This is a genomic window from Plantactinospora sp. B5E13, assembly GCF_039871775.1.
In the GTDB taxonomy this organism is placed as follows: domain Bacteria; phylum Actinomycetota; class Actinomycetes; order Mycobacteriales; family Micromonosporaceae; genus Plantactinospora.
The window spans coordinates 61,585-75,329 of record NZ_JBDPLT010000008.1 but is presented as its reverse complement, the minus strand read 5'-3'; the positions used below and the strand labels follow the sequence as shown (position 1 = coordinate 75,329).

The window sequence follows — 13,745 nt, the reverse complement described above, 5'->3', positions numbered from 1 at the left end:
GTTGTTGTCAGCTGTTCGCCGGCTCCGTCCTGGACGGCACCGGTGGGGTGGCGCCGGTCGCGCGCAGCTCGTGGTCGAGCAGCCAGGTCTTGACCGGCAGGCCCCAGCGGTAGCCGCCGAGTCCGCCGTCGGTGCGCAGCACCCGGTGGCAGGGAACGAAGAGCGCGACCGCGTTGCGGGCGCAGGCCGCCGCGGCGGCCCGGACCGCGCTGGGACGCCCGGCCAGGTGGGCAAAACCGGTGTATGTCACCGGCGCACCCGGCTTGACCTCCCGCAACGTCTGCCAGGCGTACGCCATGAAGGCGCCCTCGGTGTGCTGGGTCACCGGCACCTCGTCGATCGCGGCCAGCTCACCGTCCAGATAGGAGCGTACTGCGGCGGTGACCGGACCGAGGTCGGCCCGGTCCCGGACCGGCCGGCGCAGTCGCGGATGCACCCGGCCGAGCAGCTCCTCGCCGTCCGTGCGGAAGCCGGCGGCGTACACCACGCCGGCCGGGTCGGCCAGGACCGTCAACGGGCCGGCCGGGGTGCCGACGGTGGCGCTGTGCAGTTCACTCACTGTGTTCTCCAGAGTCTGATCACCGCGTACGAGCGCCAGGGGCGCCACCGTTCGGCGTACGCGTCGAGGGTTGTCGGGGTGCTGGGGAGGCCGAGGGCGGCGGCGCCGTGCCGTACGCCGAGGTCGGTGGCGAGGAAGACGTCGGGGTCGCCGAGGGCGCGGAGCGCGACGTAGCCGGCGGTCCACGGCCCGATCCCGGGCAGCGCGACGAGTCGCCGCACCAGTTCCGCCCGGTCGGTGCCCGGGTCGAGGTCGAGGTCCCCGGCGGCGACCGCCCCGGCCACCGCCCGGATGGTCGCCCGCCGGCTGGCCGGCATGCCGAACGCGGAGTCCGGCAGCGCCAGTATCTGCGCGGCGGACGGGAACGGCCGCAGCGCCGGCTCCGGCGCCCCGTCCTCCTCGCCCGCCCCGTCCTCCTCGTCAGGCGTGGCCGATGCGGCGGCGACCAGCCGGGCCAGCGTGGTACGGGCGCCGGCGACCGAGATCTGCTGGCCGACGATCGCCCGGACCGCCATCTCGAAGCCGTCGACCGCCCGGGGCACCCGGACCCCGGGCTCCTTCGCCACCGCCTCGGCGAGCGCCGGGTCGGCGCCGAGCAGCCCGTCCACCGCGTCCGGGTCGGCGTCGAGGTCGAGCAGCCGGCGGCAGCGGGCCACCGCCGGGGCCAGGTCCCGTACGTCGGCCAGCCGCAGCTCGGCCGCGACGTGCCCGGGCAGCGGGGTCAGCGCGACGGTGGCCGGTCCGTGTGGCAGCCGCAGCCCGCGCCGGTACGTGCCACCGGTCACCTTCTCCACCCCGGGTACGGCCCGGAGGGCGAGGAACTCCAGCAGGGCGTCGGCGTGCAGCGGCGGCCGGTACGCCAACCGCAGGTTGATCGCGCCGACGGTGCCGGAGGGGTCCGGGTTCGGTGACGTTCCGCCGCGCTGGCGGGTCCGGCCGGCGCGCAGCTCGGACGGCGACACCGCGTACACCTCGCGGATTGTCTCGTTGAACTGCCGGACGCTGCCGAACCCGGCGGCGAAGGCGATCTCGGCCAGGCCGAGACCGGTCGTCTCGATCAGGATCCGGGCGGTCTGCGCCCGCTGGGCCCGGGCCAGGGCCAGCGGCCCGGCGCCGACCTCGGCCACCAGCATCCGGTGCAGGTGCCGCTCGGTGTAGCCGAGTCGCCCGGCCAGCCCGGGTACGCCCTCCCGGTCCACCACCCCGTCGCCGATCAGCCGCATCGCCCGCCCGACCACGTCGGCCCGGGTGTTCCAGTCCGGCGAGCCGGGGGCGGCGTCGGGCCGACACCGTCGACAGGCCCGCAGGCCGGCCCGCTGGGCGGCGGCCGCCGACGGGAAGAACCGGACATTTTCTCGTTTCGGGGTCACCGCCGGACAGGACGGTCGGCAGTAGATTCCGGTGCTGAACACACCGGTGTAGAACCAGCCGTCGAACCGGGGGTCTCGGCTGTCGACCGCCCGGTAGCACCGTTCGAAGTCCCACTCCACGCCTTCGATGGTGCCGCGCAGCGGCCGGCTTGACTGGCGGGATTCGGACCTGTGCCTGCTCAGCGGTGCCGACCGGCATGCTCGGCGAGGTCGACGGTGGTGCCGACGGGCAACCGCCGCCGGACCGGTGCGCCGGCGGCGGACGGACGTCGGTACGGCGCCGGTCCGCTGACCAGTAGACTGGCCGCCCGTGAGCCTAACCATCGGCATCGTCGGCCTGCCCAACGTCGGCAAGAGCACGCTCTTCAACGCGCTGACCAAGAACGACGTCCTCGCGGCGAACTACCCGTTCGCCACCATCGAGCCGAACGTCGGGGTGGTCGGGCTGCCGGACGACCGGCTGGCCAGGCTCGCGGAGATCCACGACTCGCAGAAGATCATTCCCGCGCCGGTGTCGTTCGTCGACATCGCCGGCCTGGTCCGGGGTGCCTCGAAGGGGCAGGGGCGCGGCAACGCGTTCCTCGCCAACATCCGGGACGCCGCCGCGATCTGCCAGGTGGTCCGGGTCTTCTCCGACCCGAACGTGGTGCACGTCGACGGCAAGGTCTCGCCGGGCGACGACATCGAGACGATCAACACCGAGCTGATCCTCGCCGACCTGCAGACGATCGAGAAGGCGCTGCCCCGGCTGGAGAAGGAGGCGAAGGTCCGCAAGGACCGCAACGCCGCCGTCACCGCCGCGAAGAAGGCGGCCGAGCTGCTCGACACCGGGGTCACCCTGTACGCCGGTGCGGCCAACGCCGGCATCGAGGTGGCCGAGCTGCGCGAGCTGCACCTGCTCACCACCAAGCCCTTCCTGTACGTCTTCAACGTCGACGAGGGCGAGCTGGCCAACGCCGAGCTGCTGGACGAGCTGCGGGCCCTGGTCGCCCCCGCCGAGGCGATCTTCATGGACGCCAAGGTCGAGTCCGAGCTGACCGACCTGCCCGAGGACGAGGCCCGGGAGCTGCTGGAGTCGATCGGCCAGTCCGAGCCCGGTCTCGACCAGCTGATCCGGGTCGGCTTCCGGACGCTCGGGCTGCAGACGTACCTGACGGCGGGGCCGAAGGAGACCCGGGCCTGGACCATCCCGATCGGGGCGACCGCGCCGGAGGCCGCCGGGGTGATCCACTCCGACTTCCAGCGCGGCTTCATCAAGGCCGAGGTGGTCTCGTTCGACGACCTGAGCGCGGCCGGCTCGATGGCCGCCGCCAAGGCCGCCGGCAAGGTACGGATCGAGGGCAAGGACTACGTCATGCAGGACGGCGACGTGGTGGAGTTCCGCTTCAACGTCTGAGTCAAGCTCGTCGTCATGCGGTAATACCGTGGTATGGTCGATCGATGGCGAGGACGAGGAAGGTCACGATCACCCTGCCGGTGGAGCTGTTGGAGAGCATGAAAACGCACACCGACAACGTCTCCGGCTACCTCACCGAGTTGGCCGAGCGAGCCGAGCGGCGCAGGCTTCTGCGCGAGGATCTGGACCGCTACCAGGAGGAGTTCGGGGCGTTCACCGACGCGGAGATGGCGGAGACCCGGGCACTCCTGCAGGGGGCCGAGGAGAGGGACCGTGCGGCGTGAGCCTGGAGTCGTTGGTGCTCGACTCGCAGGGTCTCTCGGGGTGGATCGACCGGGATCGCAAAGTGATGCGTCTGCTGGAGCAGGCGGAACGTGACGGAGTCGATCTCGCCATGTCGGCCGCGACGGTCATCGAAGTTTCCCACCCGGGTGTGGACGTCGCACGGCTGAGCTGGTTGCTGTCCCGGATCCGGGTGGAGCCGGTGACGAAGGAGAGTGCCCGTCGCAGTGCGGAGCTACTGAAGGCGGCGGGGCTGCATGGGCACAGATACGCCATCGACGCCATGGTCGCCGAGGTGGCACTCCGGCTAGCCGCGCCGGTAGCGGTCCTCACATCCGATGTCGATGACATGGCCAAGTTGTGCGGGCAGCGGGTTCGGATCATCGGGCTGTGAGTGGCTTCTCCGGCAGCAGCCCCTGCGCCGGGATCAGTCTTCCCTGAGGCGGTGACCCAGCGGCTCGCCGAGTGCCTGACACAGGACCTCGTACGCGGGATCAACTCTCAGCCACAGCAGCTTGTGGCGGCTGCCATCGCGCATTCTCAGCGCCAGCCGGTCCGTGAGAATGCCGCGATGGAGCCGAGCCTCAGCTACGGCGTCGAACGCCAGAACCTTGTTGGTCCGGTGGGCGTCGGCGATCTCGTTCAGGTCCAGGGACGCCGCCTCTACTTCGGGCAGCGGCTGGGACACCGTGGGAAGGTTCTTGTTGGCACGGGTGGCCTTGAGGGTCAGGCGACGTCGTACCAGCAGGTCGGGAAGCAACCACAGCTCTCCATGGATCCAGTCCGCCCAGCCGGTGGTGCAGCTTCGAGTGATCAACCGTGCCGTGTGGTCCACGGCGACACGCTAGCCAACCCGATCGCGGTCGTTCGGCTCGGGACACCGTCCGCGTCCGTGGGCGACGTAGTCCTCGCCCTTTACGTGGGCGACCGGTCCGACAACGACGTACGCCGTGCCCGATTGCGCTGACCCGTTGGCGAGAGTCAGCGCCCGACTCAGCTCTTTCGGCCGGGCACGAGCCCGTCCAGGTCGAGCTTGATCGCGAACGGTGTCGTGGTGCGCAGTTCGTGCCGATGGATACCGGTCGGCACGTACGACCGGGTGGGTTCGTCGAGCTCGTAGGCGTGGATCGCCGGTGATCCACCCTCGTCCTCGACACGCCAGTAGTTCGGTATGCCGGCTTCCGCGTACTTGCGCAGCTTGACCGTGCGATCTCGGTGTGCCGACTCCGGCGAGACCACCTCCACGACCAGGAGTACCTGGTCGGGTGTGTAGAAGGTACGGTCCGGGTCGAAGCACGGCGCCCGCGTAGCGAGGAGGTCGGGCTCGGGTCGATTGTGTCTGTCGAGCCGGATCGTCATCTCCCGTTCGACCTCGACACCATCCGGAGCCTGTTCCGTGAGGGCGAACAGCAACGCGGAGACAGCCCGGCTGTGCCAAGCCCGCTGCGGGGACATCATGAAGACGAGTGCTCCATCGATCAGCTCGGTGTGGCGGGGCGCCTCGGGAAGGTGATCGAGGTCGTCGGCGTACCACCCCTCAAGGCGAGGCGGGCGCATCCACTCCGGCACCGCGGTCATGCGGCCACCGTAGCATTCGGTAACCGTGGCTCAGGAGTGTTGGTGCGCCGCCGTCCGCCCTGATGGTTCACCGGACCGGCGGTCCTTGGCGAGGCGACGGGTCCAACCCTGAGCTGGTTCAATGATTCACCGTGGAGTGGGTGTTCGACGGCGAGATCATCGAGTGGCGTGGCCCGGCACCGTACTTTTTCGTGGCCATGCCCGAGTCCGACAGCGCCCAACTCAGGGAAGAGGCGCGGTCACTCATCTACTGGGGCCAGGTTCCGGTGCACGTCGTGATCGGTGGCACCGGGTTCAGGACGGCCCTTTTCCCCAGGGTGGGCCGTTATCTGGTACCGGTCAAGGCTGCCGTCAGACAGGCCGAAGACCTGGGCGAGGGCGATGCCGTGGCGGTGACGCTGCGTCCCGCATGGCGCGATAACGAGCAGCGTTGACGGGGCTGCCGGCGGTGGGATGAGGAAAGCCCGACCCTCGTTCGGCATCCGGTGTCGCCCGTACGCCTTGGCGCCCCCTGCTGTCCTGACCGAACCGGTGGTGCTGGCCTGACTGCCCGGCGGTCACGAGATGTAGTGCAGGATCACGTTGTGTACGTGGTGGCTCTTTTTGTCACCCCGGAACTCGACCTCGTACGTGTGGGTGCCGACGTGGATCGCGATCGCGCCGGTGGAGAAGAAGGATCCGCCCCAGGATTTGTTGCTGACCACGCTCACGCTGGTGATCTTCGCGTACGGAATGCTGGTGATGGCGTACTTCTTGCCGACGAACGACTTGTCCTGGATGATCACGCGTCGGTCGGTCAGCCCGATGAAGCCGGTGCCGGTGCCGATCGCGTCGTAGACGGCGATGACCTGCTCCCCGTCGAGCAGCCCGCTCTGGATCTGCTGAAGCTGTTCCCGACGGTCGTAGGCGATGTTGGTCATGACCCCAGGCTAGGCGCGCCGCGCCACCCGGCCTGACATCGCTCGATGGCGGGTCAGCTGTTGCTGGTCACGGCCCGGTAGACCTCCTCGATCCGGGCAGCGAGCGTGACCTCACCCTCGGTGAGTTCCTCGCCGTCCCGGCAACCGATCCTGATCTGGGTGTGACCGTCCAGGCGGCGCATCTCGGGGCGCAGGTGCAGGGCGTCCGCGATGATCTTCACGCGTTCGGTCAGCGCCGCGTGCTGGGTGTCGTCGAGTACCAGGGTCCGTCTGATCTGCTGACCCTCACGGGTCCAGTCGCCCAGTAAGGTGAGTGCGTCACTCAGGTAGTCGCGGTCCACCCGGCCACCCCACAGAGCACGCATCGCCATACCTCCCAGGCGTCGTTGCCGGCTTGTGGCCAAATCGTCGCCATCCCGTGTCTCGGTCGGTGTTCCCTAGTCTGTCGCTGAGCGGCTGGTGTGTCCACGTCCACCCTTCCGTGTTCTGCTGACCGTGGGGACGGCTCCGGTACCCGAATTCCCGATTGATCTGGCACGCTGGATGCTCGTGCGTGACGAACGGGCGAGTGGTAGCGGCCATCCCGTGCCGGATGGGGGATTTGCCGGGCGGGGAAGGCGTGACCCCCGGATTGTGGTGGGGGCGGCGATCATCGTGGCCGGGCGGGTGCTCGGCTGCGAGCGGTCCAGTCCGCCAGAGGCCGCCGGCCGCTGGGAGTTCCCCGGCGGCAAGGTCGAGCCCGGGGAGACGGAGATCGCCGCGCTGGTCCGGGAGTGCGCCGAGGAACTCGGCGTACGGGTGGAGATCGGTGACCGGGTCGGCCGCGACGTGCCGATGGGCCACGGCCGTTCGGTGCTCCGGGTGTACCTGGCCCGGCTGGTCGGGAACGACCAGCCCCGGGCGCTGGAGCACGCCGAACTGCGCTGGCTGCGTCCGGAGGAGCTGGACAGCGTCCCCTGGCTGCCGGCGGACGTGCCGATCGTGGCCGCGCTGCGCCCGGTACTGGCCGCCGAGACCGCCTGACGGCGCGGACCCGGACCGGGTGCCGGCGGAGAACCCGCAGAGCGTACGAGGGCCGCCGGCATCGCCTCGGCCCTCGTACGCTCCGCGAGAGAAATCAGTCCTTCTGCTCCGGGTGGGCGTAGTTCAGATCCTGCGCCGGCATCGGGAAGGTCACGTCCTCGCCGAACGGCGACGGCGCGGCCGGCTTGTCGAAGGTGAACTCGCTGATCGGGAGGCGACCCCGGGAGTCCACCGCCGGAGCCTGCGGCTGGGGCACCTGCCGGTCCCAGTGCACACCCCGCTCGGCCTCGGCCTCGGCCTGCGCATCGTGGGACCCGCCGGCGTGCGAGTGCGCCTCGCCGAGCTGGTCTGGATCACGCGGCGTCGGCTGCTCGGCCTGGCTCTGCCCGCGTCGGAAGATCTTGCTGCCCAACCACACAAGAGGATCGTACCGCCGGTCGACGACGCGTTCCTTCATTGGGATGATCGCGTTGTCGGTGATCTTGATGTGCTCCGGGCAGACCTCGGTGCAGCACTTGGTGATGTTGCAGTAGCCGAGGCCCTGGGACGCCTGCGCGTACTCCTTGCGGTCGGTCTTGGTGTCGAGCGGGTGCATGTCCAGCTCAGCCGCCCGGATGAAGTACCGCGGGCCGGAGAAGGCCTCCTTGTTCTCCTCGTGGTCCCGGACCACGTGGCAGGTGTTCTGGCACAGGAAGCACTCGATGCACTTCCGGAACTCCTGCGACCGCTCGACGTCGACCTGCTGCATCCGGTACTCGCCCGGCGCCAGGTCGGTCGGCGGCGCGAACGCCGGGGTCTCCCGGGCCTTCTCGTAGTTGAACGAGACGTCGGTGACCAGGTCCCGGATGACGGGGAACGTCCGCAACGGGGTGATCGTCACGGTCTCGGTCTCGTCGAAGGTGGACATCCGGGTCATGCAGCCCAGCCGGGGCATGCCGTTGATCTCCATGGAGCAGGAGCCGCACTTGCCGGCCTTGCAGTTCCACCGGCAGGCCAGGTCGGGCGCCTCGGTCGCCTGCAGCCGGTGGATCACGTCGAGGACCACCTCGCCCTCGTTGACCTGCACCTGGTAGTCGGTCAGGTCCCCGCCGGTCTCGTCGCCCCGCCAGACCCGGAAGTGCCGGGTGGTGCCGGCGTTGGCCGTCGCGTCCTGGGTGCCCATTACTTGGCCGCCTCCTCAGCGTGCGCCTCTGCGGAGAGGGCGTCGAACTCCGCCAGCTCCTCCTCGGTCAGGTACTTGCCCAGCTCGGTGCGGTCGAAGAGCCGGATCAGCTCCGCGCGCATCTTCGGCAGCGGCTTGTGCTCCAGCCGCACCTTGTCGCCGTCGAGCGAGCAGACCAGGTTGACGGTGCGCCACTTCGGCGCCATCGTCGGGAAGTCCTCCCGAGTGTGCCCGCCGCGCGACTCCTCGCGCTCCAGCGCCGCCTTCGCGGTGCACTCCGAGACGACAAGCATGTTGCGCAGGTCGAGGGCGAGGTGCCAGCCCGGGTTGTACCGGCGTCCGCCGGTGACGCTGACCTTGTTCACCCGGTCGCGCAGCTCGGCGAGCCGGACCAGGGCGTCCTCCAGCTCGCCCTTGCGTCGGATGATGCCGACCAGGTCGCCCATCACCGCCTGGAGGTCCTGCTGCAGCTTGTACGGGTTCTCCCCGCCGTCGCGCTCCAGCGGGGCCAGCGCCCGGTCCACCGCGGTCTCGACGTCGGCCGCCGACACCTTCGGGCGCTTGCTGAGCCCCTCGGCGTACGACGCCGCGTGCCCACCTGCCCGCTTGCCGAAGACCAGCAGGTCAGACAGGGAGTTGCCGCCGAGCCGGTTGGAGCCGTGCATGCCGCCGGAAACCTCACCGGCGGCGAACAGACCCTGCACGTGCCCGTGCGCGGCACCGCTGTCCGGCTCCACCTCGACGCCACCCATCACGTAGTGGCAGGTCGGGCCGACCTCCATCGGCTGCTTGGTGATGTCGACGTCGGCCAGCTCCTTGAACTGGTGGTACATCGACGGCAGCCGGCGCTTGATCTCCTCGGCCGGCAGCCGGCTGGCGATGTCCAGGTAGACGCCACCGGCCGCGCTGCCCCGACCGGCCTTGACCTCGGCGTTGATCGCCCGGGCCACCTCGTCGCGGGGGAGCAGTTCCGGCGGGCGCCGGTTGTTGTCCGGGTCGGTGTACCAGCGGTCCGCCTCCTCCTCGGTCTCCGCGTACTGCTTCCGGAAGACGTCCGGGACGTAGTCGAACATGAACCGCTTGCCCTCGGAGTTGCGCAGCACGCCGCCGTCACCCCGGACCGACTCGGTGACCAGGATGCCCTTCACCGAGGGCGGCCAGACCATGCCGGTCGGGTGGAACTGCAGGAACTCCATGTTGATCAGCGTCGCGCCGGCCCGCAGGGCCAGCGCGTGCCCGTCTCCGGTGTACTCCCAGGAGTTCGAGGTGACCTTGTACGACCGGCCGACACCGCCGGTCGCCAGCACCACCGCCGGCGCCTCGAAGAGCACGAACTCGCCGGACTCCCGGTAGTAGCCGAACGCGCCGGCGACGCGGTCCCCGTCCAGCAGCAGTTCGGTGATGGTGGTCTCGGCGAAGACCTTGATCCGGGCCTCGTAGTCGCCGTGCTGCCGCTTGTCCTCCTGCTGCAGCGAGACGATCTTCTGCTGCAGGGTACGGATCAGTTCCAGCCCGGTACGGTCACCGACGTGCGCCAGCCGCGGGTACTCGTGGCCACCGAAGTTGCGCTGCGAGATCTTGCCGTCCTTGGTGCGGTCGAAGAGCGCACCGTACGTCTCCAGCTCCCAGATCCGCTGCGGCGACTCCTTGGCGTGCAGCTCGGCCATCCGGAAGTTGTTGAGGAACTTGCCGCCCCGCATGGTGTCCCGGAAGTGCACCTGCCAGTTGTCCCGCGAGTTCACGTTCCCCATCGCGGCGGCGGCGCCACCCTCGGCCATCACCGTGTGGGCCTTGCCGAACAGCGACTTGGAGATGATCGCGGTCCGCTTCCCGGCGAGCCGGGCCTCGATCGCCGCGCGCAGACCGGCGCCGCCGGCACCGATGACCACGACGTCGTAGTGGTGTCGTTCGATTCGGGTAGTCATGTCAGAGGCCCTTTAGTTGATGAACCGCAGGTCGTCGAACCAGTTCAGGGAGAGCGCCATGATGTAGAAGTCGGTCAGCGCCAGCGTGCCGAGCGTGATCCAGGCGAGCTGCATGTGCCGGACGTTGAGCTTGGAGACGAACGTCCAGAACCGGTACCGGACCGGGTGCTTCGAGAAGTGCTTCAACCGGCCGCCGGCGATGTGCCGGCAGGAGTGGCAGGAGAGCGTGTACGCCCACAGCATCACCACGTTGCCGAGCAGGACGATGTTGCCCAGGCCGAACCCGAAGCCCTCGGGGCTGTGGAAGGCGAGCACCGCGTCCCAGGTGTTGATGACCGAGATGATCACGGCGGCGTAGAAGGCGTACCGGTGCAGGTTCTGGCCGACCAACGGGAACCGGGTCTCCCCGCTGTAGGTCTTGTGTCCGTCCGGGACGGCGCAGGCCGGCGGCGACAGCCAGAACGACCGGTAGTACGCCTTGCGGTAGTAGTAGCAGGTCAGCCGGAACAGCAGCAGGAACGGCAGGGTCAACGCGGCGTCCGGGATGATCGGCCAACCCGGCAGCACCCGGCCGAAGTGTGCGGCCTCGGGAATGCAGGCCTCCGTCACACACGGCGAGTAGAACGGCGTCAGGTAGTGGTATTCGGCGATCCAGTAGTGGTCGTGCATGAACACCCGCACCGTGGCGTAGGCGACCCAGGCGGTGAGCCCGACCACCGTGATCAGCGGAGCGAACCACCAACGGTCGGTACGCAGGGTTTTTGCCGCGATGGCCGCGCGCTGACGCACGCTCCCCGGCAGTCCGGCCGGAGGTGGGGCCGTCCTCGTAGTCATCTGTGTCTCCCTGACGGGGCCCGATCTGGCTGACGGGCACTGGTGATGTTTCCGGCGGGGCCGCGCGGGCAGGGGAGGACCCGCAGCCGCGCTACCTGCGTCCGCGTCGGTGCACACGTTACGCCGCACACGGACGGTCATCTGCGCAAGGGAGTGTGGCGGGTTTCCCGTCGGTTACGAAAGTCCTGTCACCGGATCCGGGCATTGTTGTGCAGAACTTCACTCGACCCGACGACCTGTTCGTCTTTCCGCGCCGTCACGGATGCGGGCCGGCGGCTGTCCGATGAGGTCGGAGAGCTGCCGGCCCGGCGGTGTTGTTGTTCAGTGGGCCCGGTGGTGTCGCCGGCTCACAGGTCGGGGGCGGCGAGTCGGCGGGCGGCCGCCGCGCACGACTCGGGGCCGCGCGTCAGGCGCTCCAGCACCGGACGGCCCCGGTGGTCCCGCGGTGCGACAAAAAACGCCGGTTCGCCGGCGGTCACCTGCCGGTCGAGGGCGTCGGCGTAGCTGGACCGTGCGTCGACCAGCCGGCGCCACGCGTCGAGCCGGCCGTCACCCACCTCGTCATCGTCATCGTCGTCGCGCCAGCCCGGCAGTCGCTCGATCTCGGACAGGAACGGGCGGAGCGCCGCGTTCTCGTCCCGGATCGCCGATGCCCGCTGACCCGGGTTTCTCGCCGCGCCCGGCGGTACGAGGCGGTTGAGCCGCCGTTCCAGGTCCTGACAGGCGGTCTCGGCGCGGTCGCGTACCTCGTGACCACGCTCGACCCGGTTGGCGAGCCGACCGAAGCCGGCGGCGGCCGCGCCGAGAACACCGCAGACCAGCAGGACGAGTACGGCCGCCGCCACGCCGCCGCCGACCAGCAGGCGGCGCCGACGCCGGGCTGCCGGATCGGTCCGACCCCGCCGACCGGTTCCGTCGTCCGGCCGTACGGTGCCGGTCCCGCCGCCCGGGTCGGCCGGTCCCGTCGCGCCCACGAACGGCGGATCGTCCGGGCCGGGGGAGCGCGGAGTGTCGGCGCCCGGGTGGGGAGAGCGCGGGGTGTCGGCGCCCGCCGGGGGCGGGTCGCCAGCGGCGGCGGAGGGCGGATCGTCCGGGCGGGGGGTGGTGGCGTCGTCCGTCACGCCACCAGTCAAGCACCGCCGCGCGAACCCGGCATCCCGCCGACGGTCGGCCCGACGACCCGACATCGTCAGCCGGAGGCACCGCCGGTGAAGTTCCACGAGGCCAGCCGGAGCGCCGGCGCCGACCACCAGGCGCTGCTGAAGGTCTGCGACAGCAGCACGGCGTGCCGGCCGATCCCGAGCACCGCACCCGGGGCGAGCGCCTGCGGATACGACTGGGTGAAGCGGAGGTTCTGTACCGCCGTGGTCACCTCGCCGTCCTCGACCAGCCAGACACCGTTGCGGGTCAGACCGGTGACAACAAGCGACTTCGGGTCCAGGACCCGGGTGTACCAGAGGTCGGTGACGAGCAGCCCGCGGCGCATCCCGGCGACCAGGGCGGCGGTGTCGGAGTCGACCACCGGACCGGAGACCTCGGTGGCCCGGGGGGTGCCGTTCGGCGAGTCGGTCGGCAGCAGTCCCAGGTGGAGCGGTATGCCCCCGACCGCGGCGCCACCCGGCACCGCGTGTCCGGTCGAGACCGTCCCGGCCACGGCGGCGGTACGCCGATCGTGCGCCACCGCGGTCGTCACACCGTGCTCGACCAGGGCGAACGGTGTCCGGGGCGTACCTTCGGCGTCGAACGGCAACGCCGGGGTGACCAGCGGGTCGTCGACCAGCGTCACCGTCCGGTCGAACTGCTCGGCACCGGGCACCGCGAACGACCGCTGCTCCTGGTACGCCTTGCCGTTGAAGCCGTACATCGCGAGGTTCTGCAGCAGGTCGACGACGGCGCTCGGCTCCAGCACCACCTCGTACCGGCCGGGCGGCAGTTCGACCGGGGCGACGCCGGCCCGGGCCTTCACCGACGCCCGGGCCCCGAGTACGGCACCGTGCAGGTCGGTCAGCCGTACCGCGCCGAGCCGGGCGACCCCGTCGACGCCGCCGGAGCGGGCGATGCCCTCCATCGCCGCCTCGGTGCTCCGGCCGGTCGCCGAGTGGCCGGCCGTGTTCGCGAACGCACCCTCCCGACGTCCGGTACGGCAGTAGCCGGCCGCCTCCAGCCCGCCGGCGGCGTCGACGAACTCGCGTACCCGCTCGGCGCGCTGCTCGGCGGTGGCGGTGGCGGTGCCATCGTCCCAGTTGCCGGTGCCGTCGACCGGGGTCGGTGTGGTCAGGCCCGGCCAGGCCGGGTCGGGTGGGCTGAGCCGGGCCGCGCCGACGGTCCGTTCGACCAGGTCACGCAGGCCGTCGTGATCGACCACGGTGGACGAGCCACCGGCGGTCCGGCCGTCGAGGTGCAGGCGCAGTCGGACTGTGGTGCCCTGTTCGGCGACGTTCTGGTGGATGAACGAGTTCGCGAACCGGGTCAGCGCCGACTCGGCGGTGTCGGTGCCGACCTCCGCCTCGGCGTTCGGGCCGGCGATCTGACGGACCAGGTCGACGACCCGGCCGGCGAGGTCGAGTGGAGTGGTCATCGGTGCGGTCCCTTCCTCTGCCGGTGGCTGCTGTTCACGGGACCTGCTTTCGTTCGCGACTGCGGGGCTCGCACACCCCGCTCACTCCTCGCGCTCACGGGACCTGCTTTCGTTCGCG

Annotated in this window: 16 protein-coding genes; 5 read left to right on the top strand and 11 right to left on the bottom strand. The window is 70.4% G+C overall.

Going from position 1 to position 13,745, the window contains the following annotated elements; all coding sequences use genetic code 11:
* Nucleotides 1-7: 7 nt before the first annotated feature.
* The gene (locus ABGB05_RS10015; protein ID WP_347652936.1) at nt 8-559 is read right to left on the bottom strand and encodes a methylated-DNA--[protein]-cysteine S-methyltransferase; all 552 of its coding nucleotides are present in this window, start codon (nt 557-559) and stop codon (nt 8-10) included.
* On the bottom strand, nt 556-2,049 hold the full coding sequence (locus tag ABGB05_RS10010) for an AlkA N-terminal domain-containing protein (RefSeq protein ID WP_347652935.1): 1,494 nt from the start codon (nt 2,047-2,049) through the stop codon (nt 556-558). The genes ABGB05_RS10015 and ABGB05_RS10010 overlap by 4 nt, the downstream gene beginning before the upstream one ends.
* Before the next feature lie 190 nt (nt 2,050-2,239).
* On the opposite strand from ABGB05_RS10010, the gene ychF reads away from it, so the two are divergent.
* Genes ychF through ABGB05_RS09995 form a run of 3 tightly spaced genes read left to right on the top strand, consistent with a single transcriptional unit; the run spans nt 2,240 to nt 4,001 of the window.
* Complete coding sequence (ychF, locus tag ABGB05_RS10005) at nt 2,240-3,325, top strand: redox-regulated ATPase YchF (protein WP_347652934.1); 1,086 nt, start codon at nt 2,240-2,242, stop codon at nt 3,323-3,325.
* A gap of 44 nt (nt 3,326-3,369) precedes the next feature.
* Nucleotides 3,370-3,609, top strand: a complete 240-nt coding sequence (locus tag ABGB05_RS10000; protein ID WP_347652933.1) for a hypothetical protein — start codon at nt 3,370-3,372, stop codon at nt 3,607-3,609.
* The gene (locus tag ABGB05_RS09995) at nt 3,606-4,001 is read left to right on the top strand and encodes a PIN domain-containing protein (RefSeq protein ID WP_347652932.1); all 396 of its coding nucleotides are present in this window, start codon (nt 3,606-3,608) and stop codon (nt 3,999-4,001) included. The genes ABGB05_RS10000 and ABGB05_RS09995 overlap by 4 nt, the downstream gene beginning before the upstream one ends.
* Nucleotides 4,002-4,034: 33 nt before the next feature.
* Here the strand turns inward: ABGB05_RS09995 and ABGB05_RS09990 are convergent, their stop codons facing one another.
* Together ABGB05_RS09990 and ABGB05_RS09985 are read right to left on the bottom strand one after the other, a co-directional pair.
* The gene (locus ABGB05_RS09990; protein ID WP_347652931.1) at nt 4,035-4,442 is read right to left on the bottom strand and encodes a hypothetical protein; all 408 of its coding nucleotides are present in this window, start codon (nt 4,440-4,442) and stop codon (nt 4,035-4,037) included.
* Nucleotides 4,443-4,600: 158 nt separating this feature from the next.
* A complete protein-coding gene (locus ABGB05_RS09985; protein WP_347652930.1) occupies nt 4,601-5,185 on the bottom strand; it encodes a Uma2 family endonuclease in 585 nt (194 codons plus the stop codon).
* Between the two features lie 140 nt (nt 5,186-5,325).
* Between ABGB05_RS09985 and ABGB05_RS09980 the strand changes: the two genes are divergently transcribed.
* A complete protein-coding gene (locus ABGB05_RS09980; protein ID WP_347652929.1) occupies nt 5,326-5,619 on the top strand; it encodes a DUF1905 domain-containing protein in 294 nt (97 codons plus the stop codon).
* Between the two features lie 123 nt (nt 5,620-5,742).
* Here ABGB05_RS09980 and ABGB05_RS09975 read toward each other — a convergent pair whose 3' ends face one another.
* On the bottom strand, nt 5,743-6,105 hold the full coding sequence (locus tag ABGB05_RS09975) for a PH domain-containing protein (RefSeq protein ID WP_347652928.1): 363 nt from the start codon (nt 6,103-6,105) through the stop codon (nt 5,743-5,745).
* Between the two features lie 53 nt (nt 6,106-6,158).
* On the bottom strand, nt 6,159-6,470 hold the full coding sequence (locus ABGB05_RS09970; RefSeq protein ID WP_347652927.1) for a 4a-hydroxytetrahydrobiopterin dehydratase: 312 nt from the start codon (nt 6,468-6,470) through the stop codon (nt 6,159-6,161).
* 265 nt (nt 6,471-6,735) lie between these two features.
* On the opposite strand from ABGB05_RS09970, the gene ABGB05_RS09965 reads away from it, so the two are divergent.
* Nucleotides 6,736-7,128, top strand: coding sequence for a (deoxy)nucleoside triphosphate pyrophosphohydrolase (locus ABGB05_RS09965; protein ID WP_347653072.1), 393 nt, complete (start codon nt 6,736-6,738; stop codon nt 7,126-7,128).
* Between the two features lie 94 nt (nt 7,129-7,222).
* Here ABGB05_RS09965 and ABGB05_RS09960 read toward each other — a convergent pair whose 3' ends face one another.
* From ABGB05_RS09960 to ABGB05_RS09940, 5 genes are all read right to left on the bottom strand, one after another.
* Nucleotides 7,223-8,290, bottom strand: coding sequence for a succinate dehydrogenase/fumarate reductase iron-sulfur subunit (locus tag ABGB05_RS09960; protein ID WP_347652926.1), 1,068 nt, complete (start codon nt 8,288-8,290; stop codon nt 7,223-7,225).
* Nucleotides 8,290-10,215, bottom strand: coding sequence for a fumarate reductase/succinate dehydrogenase flavoprotein subunit (locus ABGB05_RS09955; protein ID WP_347652925.1), 1,926 nt, complete (start codon nt 10,213-10,215; stop codon nt 8,290-8,292). Before ABGB05_RS09955 ends, ABGB05_RS09960 begins: the two co-directional genes overlap by 1 nt.
* A 12-nt stretch (nt 10,216-10,227) precedes the next feature.
* Nucleotides 10,228-11,049 carry a hypothetical protein gene (locus ABGB05_RS09950; RefSeq protein WP_347652924.1) on the bottom strand — a complete coding sequence of 274 codons (822 nt, stop codon included), beginning with the start codon at nt 11,047-11,049 and terminating at the stop codon, nt 10,228-10,230.
* Nucleotides 11,050-11,396: 347 nt separating this feature from the next.
* Nucleotides 11,397-12,170, bottom strand: a complete 774-nt coding sequence (locus ABGB05_RS09945) for a hypothetical protein (RefSeq protein WP_347652923.1) — start codon at nt 12,168-12,170, stop codon at nt 11,397-11,399.
* Between the two features lie 68 nt (nt 12,171-12,238).
* Entirely contained in the window at nt 12,239-13,627 is a 1,389-nt protein-coding gene (locus ABGB05_RS09940) for a metallopeptidase TldD-related protein (RefSeq protein ID WP_347652922.1), read from the bottom strand.
* Nucleotides 13,628-13,745 lie beyond the last annotated feature (118 nt).

Excerpts from the sequence above, each read along its gene's own strand:
- ABGB05_RS09950 (WP_347652924.1), bottom strand. The coding sequence starts at position 11,049 with ATGACTACGAGGACGGCCCCACCTCCGGCCGGACTGCCGGGGAGCGTG.
- ABGB05_RS09970 (WP_347652927.1), bottom strand. The coding sequence starts at position 6,470 with ATGCGTGCTCTGTGGGGTGGCCGGGTGGACCGCGACTACCTGAGTGAC.
- ABGB05_RS09985 (WP_347652930.1), bottom strand. The coding sequence starts at position 5,185 with ATGACCGCGGTGCCGGAGTGGATGCGCCCGCCTCGCCTTGAGGGGTGG.
- ABGB05_RS10000 (WP_347652933.1), top strand. The coding sequence starts at position 3,370 with ATGGCGAGGACGAGGAAGGTCACGATCACCCTGCCGGTGGAGCTGTTG.
- ABGB05_RS09960 (WP_347652926.1), bottom strand. The coding sequence starts at position 8,290 with ATGGGCACCCAGGACGCGACGGCCAACGCCGGCACCACCCGGCACTTC.
- ABGB05_RS09975 (WP_347652928.1), bottom strand. The coding sequence starts at position 6,105 with ATGACCAACATCGCCTACGACCGTCGGGAACAGCTTCAGCAGATCCAG.
- ABGB05_RS09940 (WP_347652922.1), bottom strand. The coding sequence starts at position 13,627 with ATGACCACTCCACTCGACCTCGCCGGCCGGGTCGTCGACCTGGTCCGT.
- ABGB05_RS09955 (WP_347652925.1), bottom strand. The coding sequence starts at position 10,215 with ATGACTACCCGAATCGAACGACACCACTACGACGTCGTGGTCATCGGT.